The organism is Thermotoga sp. (genome assembly GCF_021162145.1).
GTDB lineage: Bacteria > Thermotogota > Thermotogae > Thermotogales > Thermotogaceae > Thermotoga.
In genome coordinates, this window is sequence record NZ_JAGGZH010000004.1 from 1 (window position 1) to 3,454 (window position 3,454).

The window sequence follows — 3,454 nt, forward strand, 5'->3', positions numbered from 1 at the left end:
AAAGTGAGACACTAAATGAGACGGTAAGTGAGACGGTAAGTGAGACGGTAAGTGAGACGGTTCCTGAGACGGTTGGTGAGACGGTAAGTGAGACCAAAGATAAAGAACTAGATAGAGACCTAGATAAAGAACTAGATATATATAATAATAACTGTCCTAACGGACAGTCGTCTGTGAGACGGTTAAAATCTGCTAGCAAAGTGCCTTTCCAGCAAATCAGAGAATTATTCCTCAAGTTATGCCCTTCGCTTCCCAGAATCAAATCTGTTTCAGAGTGGAGTAAAACTCGCAAGAGATACGTTTCAGCAAGATGGAAAGAACATCCGGATTTATCATTCTGGGAAGATTTCTTCTCTAAAGTGGAAGATTCTGATTTTCTTGCAGGTAGGAAGAAAGACTGGATAGCCGATTTTGACTGGCTAATGAAGCCCACTAATTTCCTGAAAGTTTCTGAAGGTCGTTATGATTCTAAAAAACATGCTTTCGCAGGGCTTCGAGCTGTTTTAGAGGATGGTGATGACTAATGCTGAGCAAGAAAGCCTTTTCTGCCGGTATGTATATTTTGGCAAAGTTTTTTCCTGAAATGAGAAATATTGTTGAGGATCCTGAAACTTCGAAATTGTGGTTCAAAATGCTGAGGGATATGGCAGATGACGACTTTGAGAGAGCAGTTGAATATATCGTAAAGTCTTTTCGCTACCCACCGAAAGTTGCAGATATTAGATCTGCCGTGATCGATTCTCAACCGAGAGAGACAGCTGAAGAAGCGTGGAATAGGGTGATAAAGCATCTTCATAGTGCTGAAGGCTATTGGGGGCCTCCGAAATTAGATGATTGGAAAGCACATGAAGCGCTAAAAGCTATTGGCTGGGAAAGCTTGCAAATGATGACAGTTGATCAAAAACCTATTCTCAGAGCTCAATTCTTGAAAATATATAAAGCCTATGAGGAAAGAGACAGGAAAGCCCAGATTTTGGGCATGCCTGAACTGCAGCCTCAGGCCAAAAGAGTTCACGAGTTGATAAAGGATCTTGCAAATGCACTGCCAGATAGTGAGAAAAAGACAGGGGAATGATTCGAATCGAGGAGGTATAGAATGCCGTATCTAAACCACATCCAGTTAATGGGCCACATAGGCCATGAACCTGAGATAAAGTTTACACCCAACGGGAAGCAATACAGGGTATTTTCCCTTGCTGTTTCACGGGGCCGGGATAGAGAAGGCAACGAGCGGGGAACCGATTGGTTCAGAGTGATTTCCTGGGGAGATAGACCCTGGATTGATGAAATCGGCAAGGGAGATCTTGTCTTTGTTGCCGGAAGAATCGAAATTGACCACAAAGATGAAAAAACGTTCGTAAATGTTGTGGCCAGCAGAGTTTTCAGGCTCAGGGGAAAACTCCAGACTTCACAGGAAATCGAAACCACCGAAGAACCGGAAGCCGAATACATCCCACCGGAAGTGCCTGAAAATGACGATGTGCCGTTTTGAGGAGGGATAGCATGAAATTCTTGGTTATTTTGGCTCACAAGAAAACAAAAGAGGCAAAGTCAATAACAATCAACACCAGAAGTCAAGTAGATGCTATGGAGATTGCCAAAAGGTATGTGGATGATCCGAGACAATGGCAAGTTCTGCGTTTGACCAAATTACCTGCGGAGGTGAAATGAATGAAATTTTATGTCTATATGAGACGGTTGCATCCCGGTAATTCATCACTTGCTGAGATCAACGTTAGACATATTGAATCCCCGAATATTTTCGAAGCTACCGAAAAAGCAGAGGCTGAGTTCTCTCATGAAGGCTGGGAGGTGGTTACAGCCAGCAATTTTGACCTTGGAATTAAAGCCTTTGGTTCGGAATGGAAGGCAATTAATGTTTTCTCGACAAACGGTTATCAAATAATTGAAAAGGAGGAGAAAGTAAATGTCTAAACCTCCAGTTCCTAAAGCGCTGGCGAAATCTTTTCCAATTTATCGGGTTTTGAATCGTCATAGAAAGAAAATTGAGAATGCAAAAGTTGAGCTTGAGATGCTAGAGCCAAAGAATCCGGATATCATCTGTCTTCACAACGATTTATCTAATATGCTACGCTTCTTGTTGGATTATGAGCGGCTTGAGAAAAGAAACATGGAAGGAGTTCTTTCAAAAAAGCGGGGTGGTTGAGTGAAGACCACCCCGAATGTCTGGGAGATTCTGGATAAATTGGTTCAACGTAGAATGCTTGTTAGACAAGAAATCCATGAATTGTGGCGGAAAAAGGGATTCCTTGAAAGATATGCGGATACTATGTTAGTTCATACGTCATCTATAGTATATTGCGCTAAGAGGAAAAACGACCAAAATGCCAAAGCTTTCAGAGATGCCGAGGTTGTGAGGGTTCTGAAGATGATGGATGAAGCTATTGAAAAACTAACAGAAGATGAGAGACAGATATGGCTCTGGAGATATCAGCAAAAGATGACATTGGCTGAAATCGGGCAGATGCTTACAGGCTTGAATACCAGAAGTAAAAATCCTACAGTCTATTGGAAGGTTAGAGCCTCGAAATGCTTAAATAGAATTGCATTTGAACTCGCTAGAATTCTCAGAAAACTCTGAGAAGACGACTTGATATTTGGGTAACCTTTGTGATACAATATGTTAGGCTAGATAATTGTGCTTTAGGACCCGGCAGTAGCCGGGTTTTATTCTGAGGTGGATATTATGATTAAGATGAAAGCAGAAGTTTTTAGAAGATTAGTTTTACTTGCACTGTTTAATGAAAATAACGGCGAAATTAAAACAAAGACAGAATTACAGAAACTTCCTTTTTTCTTGGAAAAGGAAATTCATGAAAAGAATTTCACCGCTTTACCTTATTCTTACATGAATTATCATCATGGTCCATATTCCGAGGATTTATATGATGATGTTAATTTCCTAACAACCTTAGGCTTGTTAGATATTGATTCTTCGAAAATAGATCTTATCCATGAAAACAGAGTTACCAAATCAACTAAATATGAGCTTACCGAACTTGGTAAAGAAGCTGCCAACAGTGCAGCAGCTTTTATTGAATTGATCGCACCAACATTATACAATTCGATCAAAGAGACTGTTCATAACTTTGGAGGAAAAACCGCAACTCAACTGAAAAATTTGTCTCACGAAACCGACGAATACAAAAATACTGAGTTTGAGTCGGTAATATTTGCTGGAGTTGAACCTAATAGCATTGTTGAAAGCGACGTTGAATGGGAAGAACTGGAACAAAAACTGGATCTAGAAGTTCTTGATAATATCGAAGAGTTAATTCAAGTGTTGGATAGTGATTTTGAGGAGTTTTTGAATATCACTCAAGAAGAACTGGAACAGACTGATTATGAATCACTAAATTCCCAACTAATTAACGATTAGGTGAGCTTTTTATGGATTTTGCTTTCTCCAAGACTTTTATTACTCCATCAGGAA

At 40.2% G+C, this 3,454-nt stretch carries 7 protein-coding genes; all 7 read left to right on the forward strand.

From position 1 onward, the window contains the following. A partial coding sequence (locus tag J7K79_RS00200; RefSeq protein ID WP_296903852.1) for a hypothetical protein occupies nucleotides 1-524 on the forward strand: 524 nt, incomplete at its 5' end. Then, on the forward strand, nucleotides 524-1,075 hold the full coding sequence (locus tag J7K79_RS00205) for a hypothetical protein (RefSeq protein ID WP_296903854.1): 552 nt from the start codon (nucleotides 524-526) through the stop codon (nucleotides 1,073-1,075). The genes J7K79_RS00200 and J7K79_RS00205, both read left to right, overlap by 1 nt. Before the next feature lie 21 nt (nucleotides 1,076-1,096). After that, a complete protein-coding gene (locus tag J7K79_RS00210; RefSeq protein ID WP_296903856.1) occupies nucleotides 1,097-1,492 on the forward strand; it encodes a single-stranded DNA-binding protein in 396 nt (131 codons plus the stop codon). Between the two features lie 179 nt (nucleotides 1,493-1,671). After that, nucleotides 1,672-1,935, forward strand: a complete 264-nt coding sequence (locus tag J7K79_RS00215; RefSeq protein WP_296903858.1) for a hypothetical protein — start codon at nucleotides 1,672-1,674, stop codon at nucleotides 1,933-1,935. After that, nucleotides 1,928-2,167 (forward strand): hypothetical protein, encoded by a 240-nt coding sequence (locus tag J7K79_RS00220; RefSeq protein WP_296903860.1) that lies wholly within the window; start codon nucleotides 1,928-1,930, stop codon nucleotides 2,165-2,167. The genes J7K79_RS00215 and J7K79_RS00220 overlap by 8 nt, the downstream gene beginning before the upstream one ends. After that, nucleotides 2,168-2,602, forward strand: coding sequence for a sigma factor-like helix-turn-helix DNA-binding protein (locus tag J7K79_RS00225; RefSeq protein ID WP_296903861.1), 435 nt, complete (start codon nucleotides 2,168-2,170; stop codon nucleotides 2,600-2,602). 105 nt (nucleotides 2,603-2,707) lie between these two features. After that, nucleotides 2,708-3,400 carry a type II toxin-antitoxin system antitoxin SocA domain-containing protein gene (locus tag J7K79_RS00230; RefSeq protein ID WP_296903864.1) on the forward strand — a complete coding sequence of 231 codons (693 nt, stop codon included), beginning with the start codon at nucleotides 2,708-2,710 and terminating at the stop codon, nucleotides 3,398-3,400. The last annotated feature ends 54 nt before the right edge of the window (nucleotides 3,401-3,454 follow it).

What these genes read in the sequence shown, in the direction of transcription:
- J7K79_RS00205 (WP_296903854.1), top strand. Translation starts at nt 524, where the DNA reads ATGCTGAGCAAGAAAGCCTTTTCTGCCGGTATGTATATTTTGGCAAAG.
- J7K79_RS00230 (WP_296903864.1), top strand. Translation starts at nt 2,708, where the DNA reads ATGATTAAGATGAAAGCAGAAGTTTTTAGAAGATTAGTTTTACTTGCA.
- J7K79_RS00210 (WP_296903856.1), top strand. Translation starts at nt 1,097, where the DNA reads ATGCCGTATCTAAACCACATCCAGTTAATGGGCCACATAGGCCATGAA.
- J7K79_RS00215 (WP_296903858.1), top strand. Translation starts at nt 1,672, where the DNA reads ATGAAATTTTATGTCTATATGAGACGGTTGCATCCCGGTAATTCATCA.
- J7K79_RS00220 (WP_296903860.1), top strand. Translation starts at nt 1,928, where the DNA reads ATGTCTAAACCTCCAGTTCCTAAAGCGCTGGCGAAATCTTTTCCAATT.